At 70.7% G+C, this 16163-nt stretch carries 17 protein-coding genes and 2 pseudogenes; 14 read left to right on the plus strand and 5 right to left on the minus strand.

The annotated features are described in order from the left end of the window. Positions 1-146, plus strand: a pseudogene (locus tag A3IG_RS35510) (RNA-guided endonuclease TnpB family protein); the annotation flags it as partial. Between the two features lie 222 nt (positions 147-368). Next, the gene (locus A3IG_RS0125075; RefSeq protein ID WP_018386343.1) at positions 369-1112 is read left to right on the plus strand and encodes a hypothetical protein; all 744 of its coding nucleotides are present in this window, start codon (positions 369-371) and stop codon (positions 1110-1112) included. A gap of 62 nt (positions 1113-1174) precedes the next feature. On the opposite strand, the gene A3IG_RS0125080 is transcribed toward A3IG_RS0125075, so the two are convergent. Then, positions 1175-1912, minus strand: a complete 738-nt coding sequence (locus A3IG_RS0125080) for a hypothetical protein (protein ID WP_018386344.1) — start codon at positions 1910-1912, stop codon at positions 1175-1177. A gap of 793 nt (positions 1913-2705) precedes the next feature. Between A3IG_RS0125080 and A3IG_RS0125090 the strand changes: the two are divergent. The 7 genes and pseudogenes from A3IG_RS0125090 to A3IG_RS0125115 form a co-directional block, all read left to right on the plus strand. Beyond that, positions 2706-3662: pseudogene (locus A3IG_RS0125090) on the plus strand (helix-turn-helix domain-containing protein); the annotation flags it as partial. Beyond that, positions 3613-3744 (plus strand): DUF397 domain-containing protein, encoded by a 132-nt coding sequence (locus A3IG_RS35515; RefSeq protein ID WP_236719173.1) that lies wholly within the window; start codon positions 3613-3615, stop codon positions 3742-3744. The pseudogene A3IG_RS0125090 and the gene A3IG_RS35515, both read left to right, overlap by 50 nt. A 108-nt stretch (positions 3745-3852) precedes the next feature. Beyond that, positions 3853-4251, plus strand: a complete 399-nt coding sequence (locus tag A3IG_RS0125095; protein WP_018386347.1) for an MFS transporter — start codon at positions 3853-3855, stop codon at positions 4249-4251. Then, the gene (locus tag A3IG_RS34670) at positions 4251-4790 is read left to right on the plus strand and encodes an MFS transporter (protein WP_265736658.1); all 540 of its coding nucleotides are present in this window, start codon (positions 4251-4253) and stop codon (positions 4788-4790) included. The genes A3IG_RS0125095 and A3IG_RS34670 overlap by 1 nt, the downstream gene beginning before the upstream one ends. Positions 4791-4896: 106 nt before the next feature. Then, positions 4897-5190, plus strand: a complete 294-nt coding sequence (locus A3IG_RS0125105; protein ID WP_018386349.1) for an ArsR/SmtB family transcription factor — start codon at positions 4897-4899, stop codon at positions 5188-5190. After that, positions 5187-5588, plus strand: a complete 402-nt coding sequence (locus A3IG_RS0125110) for a VOC family protein (protein WP_018386350.1) — start codon at positions 5187-5189, stop codon at positions 5586-5588. Before A3IG_RS0125105 ends, A3IG_RS0125110 begins: the two co-directional genes overlap by 4 nt. Continuing rightward, on the plus strand, positions 5585-6400 hold the full coding sequence (locus A3IG_RS0125115) for an alpha/beta fold hydrolase (protein WP_018386351.1): 816 nt from the start codon (positions 5585-5587) through the stop codon (positions 6398-6400). Before A3IG_RS0125110 ends, A3IG_RS0125115 begins: the two co-directional genes overlap by 4 nt. 40 nt (positions 6401-6440) lie before the next feature. Here the strand turns inward: A3IG_RS0125115 and A3IG_RS0125120 are convergent, their stop codons facing one another. Continuing rightward, positions 6441-7304 carry an alpha/beta fold hydrolase gene (locus tag A3IG_RS0125120; protein WP_018386352.1) on the minus strand — a complete coding sequence of 288 codons (864 nt, stop codon included), beginning with the start codon at positions 7302-7304 and terminating at the stop codon, positions 6441-6443. Between the two features lie 175 nt (positions 7305-7479). Further along, positions 7480-7848: a hypothetical protein gene (locus A3IG_RS0125125; protein WP_018386353.1), complete on the minus strand. Its 369-nt coding sequence runs from the start codon at positions 7846-7848 to the stop codon at positions 7480-7482. A gap of 392 nt (positions 7849-8240) precedes the next feature. Here A3IG_RS0125125 and A3IG_RS0125130 point away from each other — a divergent pair, with 392 nt between their 5' ends. The 3 genes from A3IG_RS0125130 to mtnB are packed head-to-tail and all read left to right on the plus strand — an operon-like array spanning position 8241 to position 10191. After that, the gene (locus A3IG_RS0125130) at positions 8241-8834 is read left to right on the plus strand and encodes a 1,2-dihydroxy-3-keto-5-methylthiopentene dioxygenase (RefSeq protein ID WP_018386354.1); all 594 of its coding nucleotides are present in this window, start codon (positions 8241-8243) and stop codon (positions 8832-8834) included. Then, positions 8831-9556, plus strand: a complete 726-nt coding sequence (gene mtnC / locus A3IG_RS0125135) for an acireductone synthase (protein ID WP_018386355.1) — start codon at positions 8831-8833, stop codon at positions 9554-9556. The genes A3IG_RS0125130 and mtnC overlap by 4 nt, the downstream gene beginning before the upstream one ends. Then, positions 9553-10191 carry a methylthioribulose 1-phosphate dehydratase gene (gene mtnB / locus A3IG_RS0125140; RefSeq protein WP_018386356.1) on the plus strand — a complete coding sequence of 213 codons (639 nt, stop codon included), beginning with the start codon at positions 9553-9555 and terminating at the stop codon, positions 10189-10191. The genes mtnC and mtnB overlap by 4 nt, the downstream gene beginning before the upstream one ends. Before the next feature lie 34 nt (positions 10192-10225). On the opposite strand, the gene A3IG_RS0125145 is transcribed toward mtnB, so the two are convergent. Together A3IG_RS0125145 and lon are read right to left on the minus strand one after the other, a co-directional pair. Next, positions 10226-10987: a class I SAM-dependent methyltransferase gene (locus A3IG_RS0125145; RefSeq protein ID WP_018386357.1), complete on the minus strand. Its 762-nt coding sequence runs from the start codon at positions 10985-10987 to the stop codon at positions 10226-10228. 136 nt (positions 10988-11123) lie between these two features. Then, positions 11124-13529, minus strand: coding sequence for an endopeptidase La (lon, locus tag A3IG_RS0125150; RefSeq protein WP_018386358.1), 2406 nt, complete (start codon positions 13527-13529; stop codon positions 11124-11126). A 152-nt stretch (positions 13530-13681) separates the two neighbouring features. On the opposite strand from lon, the gene A3IG_RS0125155 reads away from it, so the two are divergent. Together A3IG_RS0125155 and A3IG_RS0125160 are read left to right on the plus strand one after the other, a co-directional pair. Continuing rightward, positions 13682-14371 (plus strand): spermidine synthase family protein, encoded by a 690-nt coding sequence (locus A3IG_RS0125155; protein ID WP_026220638.1) that lies wholly within the window; start codon positions 13682-13684, stop codon positions 14369-14371. A gap of 78 nt (positions 14372-14449) precedes the next feature. Further along, positions 14450-15190 carry a response regulator transcription factor gene (locus A3IG_RS0125160; protein WP_018386360.1) on the plus strand — a complete coding sequence of 247 codons (741 nt, stop codon included), beginning with the start codon at positions 14450-14452 and terminating at the stop codon, positions 15188-15190. The last annotated feature ends 973 nt before the right edge of the window (positions 15191-16163 follow it).

Raw genomic sequence — 16163 nt, forward strand, 5'->3', positions numbered from 1 at the left:
CGTGCGCAGCCGTGTCCCCCAGGGACAAGAACTCCGCACGCGTGATGCTGGTCCGGGCTGGTCTCAACCCGGCTGGCGCTGATCGTGTAAGAGCCGGCGGACCGCTGGTCCCCGGCCAACGTGAGCCAGGAATCCCCGTCCTTTAGGACGGGGAGGATGTCAAGGAGCAAGTATTTCCCAGCGGGGCCACGGCCGTACCGACCCGGGGCGCCGCCACGACCACGTCCGGACCGCCGTGCCCCGGACGGCGTCGCCCACACCGCGGCCGACGCGCGGCACCCCGGACCGCAACCAATCGCGGGTCCGCCCCCATCTGGGTCATTGCGGTGCCGACGGAGCGCCGATCCACGAGGGAGACGAACGAGCACATGAGCACCCCGCACGACAACGGAACACCGACCTCCGCCACCGTCCCGGTCTTAGGGCGCCGGCTCCGCGCCCTGGCCGGCCTCGGACTGGTCTGCGGGCTGCTCCTGGCGTCCTCGGCCTGCTCGAGCGACGACGACGGCTCGCCCTCGAGCAGCAGCGACGGAACCACCGACAGCCAACCGGGGGGCGACCCCGGCGTCGTCATCGACACCATGAAGGTCTGCGACACCGTGGACCTGGCGCCGCTGGAGAAGGTGCTCCAGTCCCCCGGCTACGAGTTCGGCCCCGAGGACGTTCCCAGGGGCGTGGGCGTGGACCCGGGAGGCCCCCAGTGCGCCGCCCAGCTCAAACTGCCGTTGGTGGGGCAGGGCGACGCCAAGCAGGAGCTGATCCCCGCCCGGCTGAACGTGGCGGTGGTGGCCTACGGCGACAGGGCCGAGGCCGACAAGCAGTTCCAGGACCGGATCGGCGCGTCGAAGAAGTTCGAGGGGAGCCAGGTCGAGCAGCTCACCGGCGGTGACTGGACCCGGGGAGAGGTCGTCAGCGTCACGTCCGCCAGCGACAACCTGGTCCACGCGCTGGTGCAGAAGGACACCTACCTGGTGAAGATCTACCTCCAGGTCTCCAGCGACGAGTCCTACTCCGCCAAGCTCCCCTTCACCCACGAACAGGTCAGGGCACAGGTCGTGTCCATGATGAGGGCGGACCTGTTCCCGGCGGTCGACGAGGCGGTCACCGCCTGAGACCCCCGTGCGGCCGGGCTGGGGGTACCAACCCGGCCGCACGGTGCGGATTGGCCGCGGGGTCAGCGAACGTCGACGAAGTCGCCCGCGCTCACCTTGTTGCCCGTGGCGGTGTTGCCGGCGTAACTCCACCGCCAGTAGCCGTCAACCGAGGCGGTCACCGTGGTCTTCAGGGCACCGTAGCTTCCGGAGGTCACGGTCTTGACGGTGGTGTAGCTGGTGGCCCCGTACTTGCGGAACTGGAGTTGGACGGACTGGCCGCTGTACGCGGAATAGGTACCGGTCTCCCAGTTCGCCCGCTTCAGCGCCCCGGTGACGGTGATGGCGCGGCCCTTGAGCACCGGCTCGGGAGAGGCGTTGGCGGAGAGCAGGGCCGCCCTCTTCACCCGGAAGCTACGGATCCGCTCGGTCCACCTGAAGTCACCGTCCTTGGCGTCCACCCAGGCACCGACGTACCAGGTCCCCGCGTTGCTGTTGATCAGGTCAACGCGGGGGTCGATGGTGAACGAGCGGGAGCAGGCGGTCACCGTCTCGCAGGCGCCGGCGGAGTTGAAGTAGCCGTAGTTCGGGCCGTTGAGGTCGATGTCCACCTTGCTGAGCCCGGAGTTGTCCCGCCCGTAGATGGTGACCTTCACCGTCTTGGCCGTGCCACTGCCGATGATGATGTCCCTGCCGCCGTTGACGGTGGCGCTGGTGATGGTGGTGTCGCCGTATCCGCCGTCGGCCTGGGCGGCCGGAACGGCGATCCCGCCGACGACGGCGGCGGCGGTGAGCGCGGTGATGACGATGCGGTTACGCACGTGTTCCCCCTCAGACATTCAGCATCCGCCGATCTTGCGAAATGTGTGGCGGTGCTGTGACTGCTGTGACGGTTGCGACTGTACGCCCGCGGTCAACCCTTTCCCGTATCGACCCCCAGATTTCGGGTGAACACCCGACGAACGGGAGGTCGGGCCGGGGGCTGCGGGGGGGGGCGCCGGAGCCCTCGGCGGCCCCTCCGACTCCGCCGGGAGTCGGCGCGGGCGCCCGGAGTCGGGACACCGGCGGGTCCTCGGCCAGGTGGCGCCCGCGTGGCCGTTCGACTGCGATTGTTCCGACGCGGGTTGTTCCGACGCGGGTTGTTCCGGCAGGGCTGGTCCTCAACGCAGATCGCTTTGTTGCGCACACCTCCACCGCCATTCCCGGCTGGGGATTTCGCTCAGCGCAATGCCAAGAACCCCTACCGCCCCCACCTGCGTCCAGAATTGACGGCCCGCAGTTCCGCGCTCAGGCGCTCTTCCGGGGTCGCCGGGCGAATTCTCCCCGGATCGGCCTCCCACTCCCTCCCGCCCCCGACCGGCCGGAGCAGCACATAGGGCCCGGACTCCGATTGGTACTCACCCATCCTGTCCGTCACCGGGTCGTACACGAGTGCCCCCTTCTTCGGGGTCGCCCCTGCCGCCTCCGCACCTTCCGCCATTCTCACTCCATTTCCTTGGTTTCACCCACTCCCCCGCAATACCCAACTACTCTGGGTGCACACAGCCTTGCCCATCGGAAAGGCCGGCGACAATGCCGCACGTGTGCCACCAGCCAACTGTCACGGGAGGACATATGAACCGACGCAATGCCGCAACGGGGACGGCGGCCACCGGAGCCGCCGCCTTCGGCGAGGTGTTGAGGCACTACCGGGAGGCGGCGTACGTGACACAGGAAGCCCTGGCCACCCGCATCCCGTGTGACCGCTCCCTGGTGGCCCGCGTCGAGGCCGGCACCCGGGTGCCCCAGGACACCTTCGCCAAGGCGTGCGACGAACTCCTCGGTACGGGTGGCGTGTTACAGCGTCTCTGGGCGCGCGTGGACTGGTATCCCGAGGTCGAACATCCTGACTGGTTCGGCCGAAGGGCCGAGATGGACGCCGAGGCCGTTGCCCTGCACGAGTACCAGACGCAGGTCGTCCCCGGCCTGTTGCAGACCGAGGACTATGCCCGCGCGCTGTTCTCCCGCGTCACGAGTGGGGAAGAGGTCGAGGACCACGTGCGGGCCCGGCTCAGCCGTCAGCAACGTTTCCTGGCCACTGATGGCCCCTTGTACATCGCGGTGCTGGACGAAAGCTGTTTGCGAAATGTGGTGGGCAGCCCGGCCGTAATGCGGGACCAGTGCGCGCACCTGCTGCGCATCGGACGGCTCCCCAACATCCGGGTGCACATCGCGCCGGCAAATCTTGCCAGACCCGCACGCCCCAACGTTTCCATGTCGTTGATCACGTTGCCTGACGGGCACCGGTGGGTCTACTCGGAATCGCTGGACCACGGTCATTTCAGCGACGATCCCACTATCTTCGCACGCCATAGCCGGCGTTATGATGTGCTGCGGGCCGACGTGCCGTCAGCCCAGGAGTCAGCCGCTTTGATCAGTGAGACACTGGGAGGGTACGAGCATCATGAAGAAGAATGTCCTCAGCACGGCGACATGGCTCAAAAGCAGCTACAGCGGAGACAACGGCGGCAACTGCGTCGAAATAGCCCCCGATATCCCCGGCGTCGTTCCCGTCCGCGACAGCAAGGACCCCGGGGGGCCAGCGCTGATCTTTGACCGAGTCGCCTGGTCGTCCTTCGTCTCGGCCGTCCGGCGGGACGAGTTCGGCCGCTGACCCACCCGTGCCGGCGGCCACGGCCGCCGGCACGTCTCAGCCATCCAGGAGTTCACCAACCGCTGCCCACCGGTTAGTCATTGCGACTCATCTCAGGAGACACACACAATGGCGGTCCCGGCGCCAGACCGTGTCGCTTGGCGGCGGTTCCGGAAGCTGTGGTCGGCGACCGCGACATCGAACCTCTCCGACGGCGTCCTGCTGGCCGCAACGCAACTCGCGGCCCTGACGCTCACGCGCGATCCGCTCGCCATCACTGCCGTCACCGGATTCCAGTACCTGCCCTGGCTGCTCGTGTCGATCCCCATGGGCACGCTCGCTGACCGCGTCGACCGCGTCTTCCTTCTCCGCGTGGCCAGTGCCTGTCGTGCCGTCGGAGTCGGCCTCCTAGCGGTGGGTCTCGCGACCGACCACCTGCACATTGCCATGCTCTACGGCTTGGCCCTCTTGTTCGGAATCGCCGAGACCCCCTACGACAACGCGTACTGTTCGCCGTCGGCAACCTGATCAGCTCCGCCACCTACAGTCTCGTCTCCCTGACGGTCGTCGAGCGACTCGACGCGACCCCGGCGACGTTCGGTCTCGTGCTCGCGGGTGGGGCGATAGGAGCGACCCTCGGGAGCATGTACGGCGACCGTGCCGGTGCACTGACACGCCCGGGTACGGCTCTGCTGTGGACAACCGTCGTGTCGGGCGTGGCCACCGCTTCGATCGGCTGGATCGACAGCGTGATCGCCCTCATTGCCATCGACGGATTCGCCGTCATGACCCAGGCGGTCATTGGCGTGAGCCTGCGGACGAGGCTCATACCCGACCGTATGCTGGGCCGTGTCACCGCCGTCTTCCGTACGTTGTCCACCGGCGCCTCGGCCCTGGGTGCGTTCGCCGGTGGATCGCTGGCCCAGGCGATGGGCCTCTCTTGGCCCTTCTTCATCGGGGGTGCCGTTGCAATTCTCCTTGGGCCTGCTCTGTTCCGTTGGCTCAGTAACAGCCGCGTTGCGGCTGCGCTCCCCGCGGGGAACCCCGTGTCCGAGGAGGCGGCATGACGTTCGGAACGCTCTACCGTGCTCCTGCCCGGCGCCGTGGGCGGACGCGTACCGTCCGGGTGTCGGCCCTTGATAGGCAAGCGGCAACTTGCCTATAGTGGCGGGCATGGGCGATGAGGTGTTCAAAGCCCTGGCCGACCCCACGCGCAGGAAGATCCTCGACGAGCTCGCGGAGCGGCAGGGACAGACGCTGTTCGAGATCTGCTCACGACTGAGCACGAAGCACCAGATCGGGCTGAGCCGCCAGGCGATCTCCCAGCACCTCGCCGTGCTGGAGGCCGCCGGGCTGGTCGAGACCCGGCGGGAGGGGCGTTACAAGTTCCACGACCTGAACACCGGCCCGCTGGAGCGGATCACCGATCGGTGGATCAGGCGCGAGCCACCGGAGAGCCACAGATGAAAGTCAACCTGTCCAGCGTGTACGTGGACGACCAGGAGAAGGCGCTGCGCTTCTACACCGAGGTGCTGGGCTTCGTGAAGCGCTCGGACATCCCGCTGGGCGCCGACCGCTGGCTGACCGTCGTCTCCCCCGAGGAGCCGGACGGCACCGAGCTCGTCCTCGAACCCGACAGCCATCCCGCGGTCAGGCCCTACAAGGAGGCCCTGGTCGCCGACGGCATCCCCCTGACCTCCTTCGCGGTGGACGACGTCCGAGAGGAGTTCGCCAGGCTCAGCGAGCTCGGCGTGCGGTTCGTTCAGGAACCGGTGGAGATGGGAGAGATCACCGTGGCGGTCCTCGACGACACCTGCGGCAACCTGATCCAGATCGCTTCCCACCAGACGCAGGACGGGGCATGACCAGGACGCGCGGACCCCTCTCCCAATCCTTTCTCCACGTCGCCGGCCGCACCCTGTCCTACGTGGACTTCGGGGGCGCCGGGGTCCCCGTGCTCGTGATCCACGGCTCGTTCGGCAGGGGCACGGTCTTCACCCGGTTGGCCGGTGACCTCGCCGGGCAGGCCAGGGTCGTCGCGCTCGACCAACGCGGGCACGGCCTGAGCGACCACACGCCCGGCTACCGGCTCGACGACTTCGTCGAGGACGCCGCCGAGGTGCTGCGCCGGGTGGTGTCGGGTCCCGCGGTCGTCCTCGGTCACTCGTTCGGTGGCATCGTCGCCTACCACCTGGCGGCACGGTACCCGGAGCTGGTGACCGCGCTGGTCATCGAGGACGTCGGGCCGGTCATGCGGCGGCCGGAGGTCGCCCACCCGGTGCTGGACGTCCGGGGGTGGCCGGCCACCGCACCCACCCGGGAGGCCCTCGCCGGGCAGCTCGCGGAGCGTGGCATACCGGACGCCAGCTACTTCCTGCACAGCGCCGTCCAGGACGGGGACCACTGGCGGTTCCTGTTCGAGTGGGACCACATGATGGAGGTCCAGGAGAGCGGCGTCGGCGACTGGTGGTCACAGTGGCTCTCCTCCACGTGCCCCGCGCTGGTGCTCCACGGGGCCGCCAGTCCCCTGCTGTCCACGGCGTTGGCTGAGCGGATGGTCGAGCGCCGGCCGCACACCCGGCTGGTCACCTTCCCGACCGCGGGGCACTGGGTCCACGACGACGACCCGGACGGCATGGCCCTCGCGGTCGGGGAGTTCCTGCGACAGCTCGGTTAGCCGGGGAGGGGGACGGCCCGGAGGGTCCGGACGGTGTCCGTCAGTCCCGGCCCCGCGCCGGCCCTCCCGCCAGCGGGTTCTCCGCGACGAAGCGGCGCACCTCGGCCACCAGGGCCTCGGGGTTGTCCCAGGGGACCAGCGTGCGGGCGTTCGGGATCTCCACATAACGCCCGTTGGGCAGCAGCTCCGCGAGTCGTCGCCCGGTGGCGGGCGGCATCATCCGGTCGTCCGCGCCCCAGGCGACCAGGACCGGGCGGTCGAACGTCGGGAACCGGTCCGCGGCCCGCAGGTAGGTGTCCGGCCGGCCGCCGAGGCAGAACTTGGCCAGGTCGCGGCGGATCCCGCGGTCGGTGAGCGCGGGTCGGTACCAGCGGAGCACCAGGTCGTGGGGGATGCGGCGGTTCGCCATCCCGCCCAGCGAGTTCGGCATGCGCGCCAGGAAGGGCACCCGGAAGGACTGCAACAGCCAGAAGAGGCCACCGGGTACCCGTGCCGCGCGGTGCAGGGTCCGGCCCTGGAAGCCGGGCGGGTAGTTCTCCAGGGCCTCGCAGGAGGTGAGCACCAGCCGGGCGACCCGCTCGTCACGCTCCCCCACCAGCAGTTGCGCGGTTCCCGCGTCGTTCTGGACGAGGGTGACGTCCCTGAGGTCGAGGCGTTCGAGGAACTCCGCGACCAGGGCCGCCATCCCGTGCGCCGACAGGTCGGCCTCCGGGTGCATCGGTCGGCGGTGGCTGCCGATCGGCAGGACCGGGACGACGACCCGGAACTGCCCACGAAGGCCCGCGACCACCTCGCTCCAGACGGAGTCGTCGAACCCGAGTCCGTGCAGCAGCACCACGGTCTCGCCGGCCCCTCCGGTGTCCTGGTAGTCGATGACACCTGCGCTGAGTTCCACCTCGGGCATGACGACGCTCCTCACCGTGCGGGGCCCCTGCCCCAGATCCTCCACGGTGGACCGGCCCGGCGGGACGGGGGCCGCCACGACGCGGCGGGGAGGTCCACCGCGGGCGGTCGTCGGTCAGCCGGGCCCCGGGCGCACGGGGTGCCAGGCCGCAGGGGGCCGCGTCACAGGGGCCGTGTCACAGCAACGGCTCGAGGTAGCCGGTCACGCTGTAGCCGCCGCTGGGCTGGCCGGTGCCCCCGGCGGCCCCGTAGGCGTCGAACTGGAGGGTCGCGGGGCCGTCCACGTACAGCCGCACCTGGTGGGTGAAGCCGTAGAACCTGCGGTCGCCGGTGTCGTGCCCGAGGGAACCGCACTGCGTCCACGGAAAGCCGTACCGGACCCCGTTGGCGTCCATGTAGGCCGGCCCCAGGACGCCGCCGTCCGCGTAGTAGTGACCGGTCACGGTCTCGATGACGAGCCGTTTGCCCGCGGGCACCCCGGCGGGCAGTACGCAGCGCCCGATGCTGGTGTTGTCGAAGTCACCCGAAGAGCGAAAGACGTCCACGCTATTGCCTCCCCGTGCGGGAATGCGGAGTGCCCGGCGCGACCACGCTATCCGTTCGCCATTGCGCCCCGGCGGCACGACATGGGTATCCGCCCTGGTGAACGCCGCCGGGTGGCGGGTCGGCCCCGGCGTTCACGGACCGCCCGCACACGCCCTGACCACGGCTTCCCCCGGTCACGGAACGGAGCCCAGTGGTCACGGAAATGAGGCCCGTGCGCTTTACCCCGGGTTTCCCGCCGGTTTACCGACCAGTTCTTGAGACACGTTTCTTCTCAATAGGTGAGAAGAAACTGTCCGCGCTGCCGCCGACCAACTGCTTGGTCATACCATCTGGAGTCTGAACACTCCTGGCGCGGCGCCGGGAACGCGCTGTCCCCCTTTCTGGAGTTCTCATGACGCTGCTGACCACATGGCCCGACTCCGGCCCCGCGGCCGTTGTCCGTCGCACGTCCGACCCCGGTGAGATCGCCGCCGCGCTGGCGCCGCTGGGGGTCCGGTACGAGCAGTGGCCGGTGCGTGACGACGTTCCGCCCGGCGCTGACCCGGACACCGTCATGGAGGCCTACCGCGAGGAGATCGACAAGCTCAACGCGGAGGAGGGCTTCGCCACGGTGGACGTCGTCGCGTTGCACCCCGGCGACGAGCCGGGCTGGGCGGAGAAGGTGAGGGCCGCACGGGAGAAGTTCCTCGCCGAGCACACCCACGAGGACGACGACGAGGTCCGCTTCTTCGTCTCGGGGGCGGGGGTGTTCTACCTCCACGTGGACGGTGAGGTGCACGCCGTCTACTGCGAGAAGGGCGACCTGCTGGGAGTGCCGAAGGGCACGACCCACTGGTTCGACATGGGGACCCGGCCCTCGTTCACGGCGATCCGTTTCTTCCACGAGGAGGACGGCTGGGTGGGCACGTTCACCGGCAGCCCGATCGCCGAACGCTTCCCGGACTTCGACACCCTCCACGCGGGGTACCTGCGGGACGCGGCGTGACGTTGCGCTTCGAGGCCGACGGCGTCGTCCTGGACATCGAGGGCACCACCAGTTCCACCGGTTTCGTGACCGATGTGCTCTACCCCTATTCGCGGAAACGTTTCGCCACCCTGCTCGCCGAACGCGGCGGCGAACCCGACGTGGCGCGGGCCGTCGCCCAGGTGCGGGAGCTGCTCGACGCCCCGGAGGCGGACCTCGCCACGATCGAACGGGCCCTGGGCGGCTGGCTCGACGAGGACCGCAAGGTCACCCCGCTGAAGACGCTCCAGGGCGTCATCTGGTCGGAGGGGTTCGCCCGCGGGGACCTGGTCTCGCACTTCTACCCCGACGTGGTGCCCGTCCTGCGGCGCTGGCACCGGGAGGGGCTGCGGCTCCACGTCTACTCCTCGGGTTCCGTGGCCGCCCAGCTCGCCTGGTTCGGGCACACCCCGGACGGTGACCTGCGTGGGCTGGTCGACGCGTTCTTCGACACGGAGAACGCCGGCCCCAAGACGGCCGCCGACTCCTACCGGGCCATCACCGCCGCGACCGGGCTGCCCGCGGGCCGGACCCTGTTCCTGTCCGACCGGCCCTCCGAACTGGACGCCGCCCGGGAAGCCGGCTGGCTGACGGTCGGCCTCGTCCGGCCGGGAGAGCCGTACAGCGCGCAGGGCACCGGGGACCACCCCCGCGCCGACACGTTCGACGAGATCGACATCACCACCGAGAAGGAAACACCATGACCGGGACGCAGTCCCCGACCACGGACGCCGGAACCATCTTCCGGGACCTGACCAGCGCGGGCGCGGTGCTGGCCGCGGAAGCGGCACGGTTCGCGTCCTTCGGGTGGATGCGCGGCACGTCGGGGAACCTGTCGGTGGTGACGGGACACGACCCGCTGCGGCTCCTGGTCACCCCGAGCGGCCTGGACAAGGGCGAGCTCACGGCGGCCGACATGACCCTGGTGGACGAGGAGGGCAAGGCCGCCTCCGCGTCCGGCGGCAAGCCGTCGGCGGAGGCGGCGCTGCACGCCAGGGTCGTGCGGCTCACCGGGGCCGGCGCGGTCGTCCACGTGCACACCGTCCACGCGGTGGCGATGGGCCGGCGGCACCCCGACGGCGTTCCCTTCCGGGACGTGGAGATGCTCAAGGGGATCGGGGTGCCCGCCCACGACGTCGAGGTGGTCCTGCCGGTCATCGAGAACAGCCAGGACATGCGGGTGCTCGGCGACCGGCTCGAGGCGGTCCTCCAGCCGCGCGTGCCGGGCGTCGTCGTCGCGGGACACGGCCTGTACGCCTGGGGCGCCGACCCGGGTGAGGCACGCCGCCACACGGAGATCATCCAGTGGCTCCTCGAGCTGGAGGCCGCGGCCGGCTGAGGTCGGGGAACGCCGTCGCGGCCCGGAACCGGACTCAGGCGTTCGGTTTGCGGGCCTCGATGAGGAACCGGGTCGAGTGGGCCACGAACGGCCCCTCGGTCTCGATCTGCCGGTGCAGCTCCCGCAGACGGTCCCGGTAGCGGTCCACCGTGAAGCCGGGGACGATCCAGATCACCTTGCGCAGGAAGTAGACGACCGCCCCGACGTCGAAGAACTCCATCCGCAGCCGCTCCAGCCGCAGGTCGACCACCTCAAGGCCGGCCGCCCGCGCGTCCGCGCCCTCCCGGTCCGGGTGACGCAGGTCCCGCGCCTCCGGCTGCGGGCCCAGGAAGTACTCGCTCACCTCGAAGGCGCTGGCCGGCCCCACGTGCTGGGCGAAGTAGGTGCCGCCGGGGCGGAGCACCCGGGCGATCTCCGTCCACCACACGGTCGCCGGGTGGCGGCTCGTCACCAGGTCGAACGCCTCGTCCGCGAACGGCAACGGCGGCTCGTCCGGGTCCGCTACCACCACCACGCCCCGCCCGTGCAGCAGCCGGGTGGCCCGGATGATGTTGGGCGGCCAGGACTCGGTGGCGACCATCGTCGGCGGGAAGGCCCCCACCCCGGACAGCACCTCGCCGCCCCCGGTCTGGATGTCCAACGCGGCCGACGCGCCGGCCAGCCGCCCGGCCATCAACCGCTGGTACCCCCACGACGGCCGTTCCTCGGTGGCCCGGCCGTCCAACCAGGAGAAGTCCCAGCCCTCCACCGGAGCGGTGCCGGCCTCGGCCACGAGATCGTCAAAGCTGCGTGCCATGGCGGCATCATTCACCGTCCGGCCCGACTCGGCCAACGAGATTCCGCCGGCCACCGCCGCCCGGCGCCCGTGCCGCTGACGGGCCCCCACTGTTGGGGGCCCGTCAGCGGGTCGGGGCACCTGGCCCGCGGGAGCGTCAGGCCGCCGCCACCGTGTGGGCGGCGGCGCCGGCCGGCTCCAGGGCCAGCTCGAGGACCTGGCGGACGTCGGAGACCGGGTGGACCGTCAGCCGGTCCAGGACCTCCGCGGGGACGTCGTCCAGGTCCGGCTCGTTGCGCTGCGGGATGAGGACCGTGGTGATCCCCGCCCGGTGCGCGGCGAGCAGCTTCTGCTTGACGCCACCGATCGGCAGCACCCGACCGGTGAGCGAGACCTCACCGGTCATCGCCACGTCCGCCCGGACCTGACGGCCGGAGAGCAGGGAGGCCAACGCGGTGGTCATGGTGATGCCGGCGCTCGGGCCGTCCTTGGGCACCGCCCCCGCGGGGACGTGCAGGTGGACGCCGCGGTCCTTCAGGTCACCGACCGGCAACTCCAGCTCGGCCCCGTGGCTGCGCAGGAAGGACAGGGCGATCTGGGCCGACTCCTTCATCACGTCCCCGAGCTGCCCGGTCAGGTTGAGCGCCGTGCCCCCCGTCTCGGGGTCGGCCAGGGACGCCTCCACGTAGAGCACGTCACCACCCGCCCCGGTGACCGCGAGCCCGGTGGCCACGCCGGGGACGGCGGTGCGCCGACCGGCCGGGTCCTGCGCCGACTCGGGGGTGTGGTGGGGCCTGCCGATCAGGCCGCGCAACGCGTCCGCGTCCACGGCCCGGGGCAGTTCGCCCTCGCCGAGCTCCACCTGGGCGGTCACCTTGCGCAGGATGCGGGCGATCGCCCGTTCCAGCGACCGGACCCCGGCCTCCCTGGTGTACTCGGTGGCCAGCTTCCGCAGCGCCGCGTCGTCCAGCGTGACCTCGTCCTCGGTGAGACCGGCCCGCTCCCGCTGGCGGGGCAGCAGGTGGTCCCGGGCGATGACGACCTTCTCGTCCTCGGTGTAGCCGTCCAGGGTGACCAGTTCCATCCGGTCGAGCAGCGGCTGCGGGATCGACTCCAGGACGTTGGCGGTGGCCAGGAAGACCACGTCGGACAGGTCAAGCTCCAGCTCCAGGTAGTGGTCCCGGAAGGTGTGGTTCTGCGCCGGGTCGAGCACCTCGAGCAGGGCCGCGGCCGGGTCGCCCCGGTAGTCGGACCCCACCTTGTCGATCTCGTCGAGCAGGACCACCGGGTTCATCGAGCCGGCCTCCTTGATCGCCCGGACGACGCGCCCCGGAAGCGCGCCCACGTAGGTGCGCCGGTGCCCCCGGATCTCCGCCTCGTCCCGGACGCCGCCCAGCGCCACACGGACGAACTCCCGCCCCATGGCCCGGGCCACGGACTCGCCCAGCGACGTCTTGCCCACCCCCGGCGGGCCGACCAGGGCGAGCACCGCGCCGCCGCGGCGACCGCCCACCACACCCAGGCCCCGCTCGGCGCGCCGCTTGCGCACCGCCAGGTACTCCACGATGCGCTCCTTGACGTCGTCGAGGCCCGCGTGGTCCGCGTCGAGCACGGCCCGGGCGCCGGGGATGTCGTAGGCGTCCTCGGTCCTGGTGTTCCAGGGCAGCTCCAGCACGGTGTCGAGCCAGGTGCGGATCCAGCTCCCCTCGGGCGAGCCGTCCGAGGCCCGTTCCAGCTTCTCGACCTCCTTCAGCGCGGCCTCGCGCACCTTCTCGGGCAGGTCGGCCCCGGTGACCCGGGCCCGGTAGTCGTCGGGCTCGCTGGACGGGTCGCCGTTGAGCTCGGCCAGCTCCTTGCGGACCGCCTCGAGCTGCCGCCGCAGCAGGAACTCCCGCTGCTGCTTGTCCAGGCCCTCCTGGACGTCCTTGCGGATGGTCTCGGCGACGTCCTGCTCGGCGAGGTGGTCACGCAGCCAGCCGAGGGCGAGCCGCAGCCGCTCCACCGGGTCGATGGTCTCCAGCAGGGTGATGCCCTGCTCCATGGTGAGGAACGGGGAGTAGCCGGAGTTGTCGGCCAGCTCGCCGACGTCCTCGATGCCGTGGATGCGGTCCACGACCTGCCAGGCGCCGCGCTGCCGCAGCCAACCCGAGGCCAGCGCCTTGTACTCCTTCACGAGCTCGGCGACCGCGCCGGGCAGCGGGTCACCGGGGCCGGGCTCGTCCACCCGGGTGCCCTCGACCCACAGCGCGGCTCCGGGTCCCGTGGTGCCGGACCCGATCCGGACCCGGGCGACGCCGCGGATCACCGCGGCAGGGTCACCACCGGAGACCCTGCCCACCTGTTCGACGGTGCCCAGGGTGCCCAGGGCCGCGTACCCCTTGTCGGCCCGCGGCACCAGCAGCACCTGGGGCTTGCCGTCACCGGTCCCCTGCGACCTGGCGGCCTCGACGGCGGCGCGGACCTCGCCGTCGGAGAGGTCGAGCTGGACGATCATCCCGGGCAGCACCACCGCGTCATCGAGCGGCAGCACCGGAAGTGTGAGCGGTGTGGACGTCGAAGCCATGATTTCTCCCAGGGCAGACAAGTTGAGTACATGAGACTCAGGTACTGGAACAATGCCCGGGGACGGCTCAGTGTTCCCCGCGGGTTGTTCGCTGTGAGCGATCAGGGAGAGACCGGGCTGCCACCGGCCGGCGCCCTGCGAAGATGGCCCGCATGAGCTTCGCCGGAACCCACGACCAGTCCTCCTGCGTCACCGTTGACCGCCGCACCGGGCCCGACGGCGAGGTGGTCCTGCGGCGCCGCGGCGAGCGGTACGAGATCATCGCCAACGGCTGCTTCCTGATGGACACCTCGGACGGCCGCTCCGAACGCCTGCTGGTCAACGCCGCCCTGGACGCGCTGCTTCCCTCCGTGGCCCGCCCCTCGGTGCTCATCGGCGGACTCGGCGTCGGCTTCTCACTGGCCGAGGCCGTCGCCGAACCGCGCTGGGGCAGGATCGTGATCGTCGAACGCGAGCCCGCGGTGATCGACTGGCACCGCACCGGTGAACTCGCCCAGTTCACCAAGGAAGCCTGGGACGACCCGCGGACCCAACTCGTCCAGGCCGACCTGGTCCACCACATCACGACCTGCCAGGACCGCCACCACGCACTGTGCCTGGACATCGACAACGGCCCGGACTGGACCGTCACCGAGGCCAACGCCGGGCTCTACGACGACGCCGGGCTCGCCACGCTACGCGCCAGGCTGCACCCCGGCGGGGTGCTCGCGGTCTGGGGCGCCCAACACTCCGCCGCGTTCGAAGAGCGCCTGCGCGGACACTTCACCGACGTCCGCACCCTGCGGGTCCCGGTCCCCCGCGGGGAACCCGACGTCATTCATCTGGCCCATAGGAACGCCTGACTCCGGATGCCCGGTGCACGACCAGTGCCGTACACCGTACGCTGCGGGCCAGTAGTTCTCACGTACGGGGCGGGGCTGATGATGACGCACACACCGCAGAGCAGCAGCAACGGGGTCGCGAGCCCCGGCGCGCAACGCAAGATCCTCGTGGTCGAGGACGAACCCACCATCGCCGAGGCCATCGCAGCCAGACTGCGCGCCGAGGGGTTCAGCGTGCACACCGCCGCCGACGGCCCCACCGCCGTGGACGCCGCCCACGCCTGGCAGCCCGACCTGCTGGTCCTCGACGTGATGCTGCCGGGCTTCGACGGGCTCGAAGTCTGTCGCCGCGTCCAGGCCCACCGCCCCGTGCCGGTACTGATGCTCACCGCCCGGGACGACGAGACGGACATGCTGGTCGGCCTCGGGGTGGGCGCCGACGACTACATGACCAAGCCCTTCTCCATGCGGGAACTGGCCGCCCGGGTCCACGTGCTGCTGCGCCGTGTGGAGCGCGCCGACATGGCCGCCCGCACCCCCAGATCCGGAACACTGCACCTCGGCGACCTGGAAATCGACCACGCCCAGCGCCGGGTCCGGGTCCGGAGCCTGGACGTGCACCTGACCCCCACCGAGTTCGACCTGCTGGTCTGCCTCGCCCAAACCCCCCGCGCGGTGCTCTCCAGGGAACAACTGCTCGCCGAGGTCTGGGACTGGGCCGACGCCTCGGGCACCCGCACCGTGGACAGCCACATCAAGGCCCTCCGCCGCAAGATCGGCGCCGAACGCATCCGCACCGTCCACGGGGTCGGCTACGCCTTGGAAACACCGGCGCTCTGACTTTTTTGTGTTCGCTCGCCGCCGGCCGCTTTGCGGGGCCCCTGCCGGCGTTCCTCGTCGTACGGCCGCTCGTTCCTCGCGACCTACTCCTCGTCACTTGGCAGGGGCGCGGTCCGCGGCGCCAGCCGCATGGTGTCACTGCGGCTCGCTCACGTCTACGCGTCGCCGGGGCGGGGGTGCACGACACTGCGGCGCCTCTTTTTGTGTTCGCTCGCCGCCGGCCGCTTTGCGGGGCCCCTACCGGCGTTCCTCGTCGTGCGGTCGCTCGTTCCTCGCGACCTTCTCCTCGTCACTTCGGCAGGGGCGCGGCCTTTGGCTCGCTCACGTCTACGCGTCGTCGGGGCGAAGGTGCACGACACTGCGGCTCTTGGTTGGGTTCGCTTGCCGCCGGCCGCTTGGGGGTGCCCCTACCTGCGCTGCTCGTCGTACGGCCGCTCGTTCCTCGCGACCTGCTCCTCGTCACTTGGCAGGGGCGCGGTCCGCGGCGCCAGCCGCATGGTGTCACTGCGGCTCGCTCACGTCCACGCGTCGTCGGGGCGGGGGTGCACGACGCTGCGGCGGGCGGGGTGTCGCTTTTCCGTGAAGGTTCCCCGTGTCGCGGTGGTGGTGCACGATACTGCGGCGCTGGGGTGGCTCACCGCCGACTGCTGCTGTTCATCGCGGCTCGAGAACCTCCCGCTCCGCCTGGACACTGGCCGAAGGGCCCTGGGTGACGCCCCCGCCCCAAGGGATAAGACGAGGTTCCGGTGAAGGAGCAAGCGCACGATGGGCAACGCCGGCGACGGACCCGAGCCACCCGCGACAACCGCCACGCCCACCACTGACGACGCCACCGAGCCCTCGACGGGAACCCCGCAGCATCGTGCACCCGAACCCCGACGCGGCGCAGACGTGAGCGAGCCAAAGGCCGCGCCCCTGCCGAAGAGACGAGACCAAGCGACCGAGGCACGAGGGAGCGCAGCGTCGAGGAACG

Source organism: Wenjunlia vitaminophila DSM 41686 (genome assembly GCF_000380165.1).
Lineage (GTDB): Bacteria > Actinomycetota > Actinomycetes > Streptomycetales > Streptomycetaceae > Wenjunlia > Wenjunlia vitaminophila.